The 6,588-nt window shown below is 45.4% G+C and carries 3 protein-coding genes; all 3 read left to right on the forward strand.

Translation table 11 applies throughout. From position 1 onward, the window contains the following. Positions 1 to 352 precede the first annotated feature (352 nt). Entirely contained in the window at positions 353 to 973 is a 621-nt protein-coding gene (locus KDM92_RS18130) for a response regulator (protein ID WP_212685770.1), read from the forward strand. Beyond that, complete coding sequence (locus KDM92_RS18135; RefSeq protein WP_212685771.1) at positions 974 to 2,743, forward strand: ATP-binding response regulator; 1,770 nt, start codon at positions 974 to 976, stop codon at positions 2,741 to 2,743. A 347-nt stretch (positions 2,744 to 3,090) separates the two neighbouring features. Then, positions 3,091 to 6,588 (forward strand): DUF4347 domain-containing protein (locus tag KDM92_RS18775; RefSeq protein WP_212685772.1); only part of this gene is annotated, 3,498 nt, incomplete at its 3' end.

Here is a 6,588-nt window from a genome sequence, read left to right on the forward strand (position 1 = left end):
TCGGCCTGCTTGGGCGTGCTCCTGATCCCGCTACCTTTAATGAATTACTCAATCAACCAAATTCCGACTCTGTTACCCTCATTGGGCAGTTTATTAATTCTAATGAGTATATTGGACGGTTTTTAGAGTAAGCTCTGCGATACAACTATGGGGTTCTTCACTTCAAAAAGACTGCATTAGCAGTCTTTTTGATTTATTCCTTTGCATTCTATTAATTGTCTTGATTACCACAACTAAGCAAGCTAAGTGAAACATTCTCAATTGATGCCATAATATGGTGAATCTAATTTAGAAATTTACTCAAACTAATTCAACGTCAAAGATTCTACTTTTTGTTGTTAAACGAACTCCCATGGCAGCTAAAACCATACTTCTCATTGATGACCACAGTTTGTTTCGTAGTGGCCTGCGGATCTTAATTCTAAATAGTCTGACTGATATCGATATTATCGAATCAGCCTCACTAGAGGATGCAATGCGCTTAACCAATGCGACACTCGATTTAATTTTATTGGACATTAAGCTACAAGGTTTAAACGGCTTAGAAGGAACAGCATTACTGAAACGAAAATGGCCAGACTGCCCAATTATTGTTATTTCGGCAGACGATTCATCCGATACGATTCGTTTAGCACAAGAGCGAGGTGCGCATCATTTTATTTCTAAAGGGAACTCAGCCGAAGAGATTTTGCGCGTTATTACACTTGCCTTAGATCAGGGCAAAAAGACTAGTGAATTTACACAAAGTGAATCTGGATTATCTCTAACAAATAATAAACCGCTACTCACACCCCGACAGTACGAAGTATTAGATCTGCTATGCAAAGGCTTATCAAATAAAATGATTGGCCGCCAATTAGATCTGTCCGAGAACACGGTTCGCTGTCATGTGCAAGTATTACTAGCAACATTCAACGCATCGAACCGTGCGGAAGCCGCATTTACTGCTCGCCGTATGGGATTAGTCGCCTGAATGTTACACGCACCAATATCCGTCGAAAAAAATATTCGTATCGAATTACAACTACTACTAATGCGTAATCTCGGTAGTTCTATGCTGCCCGGAATACTAGTCGCACTGGTACTCTTTTTCACATTAAAAAATGAGCATAATCGTGTTGCATTAGGTATTTGGTGCGCCGCTGTTACGCTATCAAAACTAATCGATGTTTATGATGCGAGAAAATATATTCAACGCGGTATACAAGCGGATCAAGTCCACTATGTACAAAAACGCCTCATGTTATTACATGCTATTGATGGCGCCGTTTGGGGGGCACTTGCTTGGATAGGCTTACAAACGGCGAGTACCGCTGGCAGCGTTTTAATCTTAGCCGTACTCGCAGGAATTGCGGCAAACTCGATGTCAATTTTATCGCCCGTCTTACCAGCATTTGCCCTCTTTCTGTTGTTTGAGCTTGGCTCTATGGTCTATGCAGTTGTCAGCCTAAATGACCCTGCGTATTGGGCAATAGGCATTGCGGTTGGTATGTATGCCATTACATTAATGGGACAGGCTTACAACACCTCACGCACCGCACGCGCCTCAATTCAACTACGCTTCGAAAATCTTGATTTGATTGAACAGCTTAGTTCCGCGACAAAAAAAGCAGAACAAGCTTTAGTCGCAGCAGAAAAAGCCAACACCGAGAAATCGCATTTTTTAGCCGCAGCAAGTCATGATTTACGCCAACCGATTCATGCGCAAGGTCTGTTTTTAGAGGTTTTACAATCAACGAATTTATCTACCGAACAAAAACAACTTGTAGAGAGTATTTGCTCCGCAGCGAACGCAACAACTGAAATGCTGCACACATTACTTGACTACTCACGTATCGAAGCTGGCGTAGTAGAGACTCAAGTTAGAGCATTTCGATTGCAACATATTCTAAATAAAATTGAGAATGAGCTAGCACCGCAAGCCAATATCAAAGGTCTCGTTTATCGTTCACCAGAGACACATCACGTTGTTAATTCTGACCCAGCCTTGGTTGAAATGATTATCCGCAACCTTGTTAGCAACGCGATTCGTTATACAAATCAAGGTGGCGTCCTCATCTCTGCGAGAAAAAAACAAGGGCAATTAAGTCTAGAAATTTGGGATACTGGAATTGGTATAGCAAGCACGTCTTATGACGATATCTTCAAAGAATTTCAACAACTTGGAAACAGTGAGCGTGATCGGCAAAAAGGACTGGGATTAGGCCTCTCTATTGTACAAAAAATGGTGCAAATCTTAGGCCTAAAGCTTCAGTTAGCATCGCGCGTAGGCAAGGGAAGTGTATTCAAAATACAGTTACCTTTGGCGCACGTCAACGTACTCGAAGATGAACCGAAAGTTACACTAGGAGAAGTACCTCGTTTACGTGCACGAATTCTCGTAATCGACGATGACACGAGCGTTCGCTATGCGATGGCCAGCTTGTTGACACAATGGGGCTGCACTTGCGATCTTGCCGCGTCAATGCAAGAAGCAAATTCCATTGCTAGCTTGCATACGCCTGACCTAATTATTAGCGACTATCGTCTCAGAGATCACTGCAAAGGAACAGAGGTCATCGACGCAGTACGTGCGATTTGTGGAACTAGTATTCCCGCCATTTTAGTCACAGGAGATACTGCACCAGTGCGATTAAGAGAAGCAAGTGCTTCAGCATTACCTTTGCTACACAAACCAGTTTCACCATCGCAATTGCATACTCAACTTTCTCTTATGTTGACCGCGACATCACCAACACACTAAAAATACGATTTACATTTCTAAGACTTTGAAAGACTGTGATATTTAAAATCATCATCGCAGATATCGAATTTCCCTAAGCTGTCGAATACAAAATCCACTCCTCTATAGTCTGATCAGACTATAGACATTCCCCTACGTAGCAACGATCATTCACTACCATTTTAGGTAAGTATTTTTGAACGACAAATACGCTTTTTAGGCCGTCAAAATGAGACTTACTAAAACATTGGTGTCTCTACACAAAATGACAATTCTCTCCACATGTGAAAAAAATGTAGACATGCCTGACTTCAACAGAGAAAAATCACAATCTAGCTTCGCAGTTAGTTTGCATTAAGTAAGAACCTATGGCTACGTTACACCTTGCATCATCAAATTCCGCACAAAATAGAAATAGCTCGACAGAGAAAGTAATAGACGATAACGCATCAATTAGCGCCACAATCTCTAGCATTGATACACTAAATCATATCAGCAGCAATTCCATCGTTTTTATTGATAGCCGTCTACCAGATTTCGAACAACTAATAGATTCGGTGAAAGCAGGAACAACTGTCGTTGTGCTCGACAAAACAAAAGATGGCGTCAAACAAATTGCTGATACCTTGCAACAATATAAGAATCTCGACGCGATCTCGATCATTTCACATGGTGCCGATGGTTTGCTTTTGCTTGGGAACACCGCCTTACATCAAGGTAGTTTAAGGAACTATCAAAATGAGCTCCAAATTATTGGAGATGCGCTCAAACCTGATGGTGACTTACTCTTGTACGGTTGCGATCTTGCGGCGACGGAGAAAGGACAAAACTTTGTCAACCAACTCGCACTCGCCACCAAGGCAGATATCGCCGCATCAAACAATGATACTGGCGATGCTAATCGTGAAGGCGATTGGGTTTTAGAGATCAGTACTGGAAGCATCAATACTCACTCGACAGCAATCGATCAATTAAAACTAGCGAACTGGGCTCACCTTGCTGCAACTTTAACTGCATCTGATTTGGCGAGTTTGCAAGCAGCGATGGCAACTGCCAATTCAAATGGTGTGAATGACACGCTCACCCTCACCGATGACATTCTCTTTGTATCAAGTGGAAACACCATCACGATAGGAGCCGATTCAGGTCACTCATTAACGATTATCGGCAGCAAAAATAATGCCGGTGGCGCTGTAACCATTGATGCAGGCAATTTAACCCGTGTCATTGATGTTGCTTCGGGAGCCAACGCCAGCATAGAAAACCTAATTATCAAAAACGGTTTAGCTGCAGGCAATGGCGGAGACAATATGGGTAACACTATTGGTCCCGGCCGAGCAGGAACCGATGGTGCAGGTGGTGGGATTCGCAACGCCGGCACGCTCAGCATACATAACAGTACGATCACGGAAAACAAGGCATCTGGTGGTGGCGGTACAGGCGGCGGCTTCGCCAAAGGCGGTGGCGGTGGCGGCGGTGGTGGCTTTGGTGCAGGCTTGGGTGGCACTGGTGGCTTTGATCGGGCAGGTGAAGTGCCAACAGCCCCCAGTGCTGGCATCGGTGGTAATGGGTCAGGCACATCGGGTGGTCAACGTGGTGGGTATGGTGGTAGCACGGTCGGCGGCGCAGGAGGTGGCGCAGGTATTCCATACGTTGGTTCTGGTTATAGCGTTGGCGGTGCCGGTGGGACAGCCACCAGCGGTAGCATGTCAATCGGTGGCGGTGGCGGTGGCGGTGGCGGCTACTTTGTTGGTGGTGCAGGGGGTAGCGCTGTAGGAGGGATTTTTAACAGCGGCACACTAACCGTTACGAACAGTAGTATTACCAATAATATTGCTGCTGGCGGTGGTGGCGGTGGCGGTGCTGCCGCCAACTATGCAGGTAAAGGAAATGGTGGCGTTGGTGGCAACGGTGTTGGTGGAATTTGGTCGACAGGCACCCTACGTATGGATGCCGCGTCACAGTCCTCGCTGACGATTGGGAATAAAGGTGTAGGCGGCTTCGGTGGAACCGCCACGGGGACAGGCAATTTCACAGGTAGTAATGGCAGTAGCAATGATGCTCACTTAGGTACGATCACGCTGTATAGCCCACCCGCGACGTTAAGCATCGGATTATCACATGCAACACTCAAAGCTGGTGATACGCAAAATGTGACATTCACATTTTCCGAAGCTGTCACGGATTTCAGTATTGCAGACATCTCCATTCCGAATGGCAGTTTATCTGGCTTACAAACCAGCGACAACATCACTTACACAAGCATTTTTACGCCAAATGCGAATGTCGATAGCGCCAACAACAAAATCTCTGTCAATCTTGCAGGCACCTATAATTCAACGAGTACGCCAGGCGTAGGTACAACGAATAGCAGTAATTTTATTATCGATACGAAACGACCTACGCTCACTATCAGTAGTGACAATACGGCACTGAAGACAGGCGAATCAGCAACGATCAGCTTCAACTTCAGCGAAGCGCCGCTTGGATTTAACGCTGGCGACATCTCGGTCAGCGGCGGTATTTTAAGTAATTTCAATGGATCGGGCACAACATGGACCGCGCTCTTTACGCCAACCGCAGCAACCAATCAAGGCTCATCCACAATCAGCGTTGCCATTGGCGCTTACACCGATGCGGTAGGAAATAGCAGTGCTGCCAATAGTACTCTTACGCTTAGCTTTGATACCAATACACCAGCAATTTCAAGCGTCACAGCACCCGCAAATACAACGTACACAGCAGGTCAACATCTGGACTTCACTGTCAATTTTGATGAAAACGTCGTCGTTATTGGGACGCCATCTATTCCACTCACACTCGATTCAGGCGGGACAGTCAATGCAAGTTACTTTGGTGGTAGCGGTTCTTCAGCATTAGTGTTTCGCTACACTATCGCTAATGGCAACGCGGATACCAACGGCGTAACGCTAGGCACAAACATAGTTAGCAATGGCGGCAGCATCAAGGATGCGGGCGGTAATAATGCATCACTAACTTTGAACAGCGTAGCCAGCACTGCTGGCGTCTTGGTTGATGGCACAGCCCCAACGGTCTTGAGTATCAATCGCGTGTCATCCACACCAACAAATACAAGTACACTCGATTTCCAAGTAAACTTTTCAGAGAATGTGGCGAGCAATGTTGTCGATATTGGGGACTTCTCACTATCCACCACTGGAATGGTAAATGGCAGTATCGCAAGCGTTTCTGGTTCGAATAATCTATGGACAATTCGCATTGACAATGTCAGCGGGAACGGCACGCTACGATTAGATTTAAAAAACACTGGCACAGGGATTACTGACATTGCTGGCAATGCGATTGCTGGGGGTTTTACCGCTGGACAAAGCTATACGATCGACAACGCAGGTCCATTAATCAACAGCGTCACTTCATCTGTAAGTAACGCCACCTACGACGTCGGTGCAGTGATCCCTATCAATATTACATTTAATGAAAATGTCTATATCACTGGCACCCCGCAACTCACTCTTGAGACAGGAAACATTGATCGCACGGTAAATTACGCCACAGGCTCAGGTTCATCGACAATTACTTTCAACTACACCGTACAGCTCGGTGACAATTCGGCTGACCTAGATTATCTAAGCAGTACAGCACTCAACTTAAACGCAGGCAGTATTAAAGACCTGTTAGGCAATAATGCTTTACTTATCCTGCCTACACCTGGAAGTCTCAACTCCTTAAGTAATAACAAAGCAATCGTGGTCGCGACTAACGTCGCCCCAGTTATTGGTGGCGCATTAGCTGGACAAACAGTCAATCAAGGCTCGACACTGAATCCTTTTGCGTCCATCACCATCACTGACCCCGATGTTGGTGCGTCCGAAACTGTTACCATC

Origin of the sequence: Affinundibacterium baiyunense (genome assembly GCF_018139645.1) — a bacterium.
In the GTDB taxonomy this organism is placed as follows: domain Bacteria; phylum Pseudomonadota; class Gammaproteobacteria; order Burkholderiales; family Burkholderiaceae_D; genus Undibacterium; species Undibacterium baiyunense.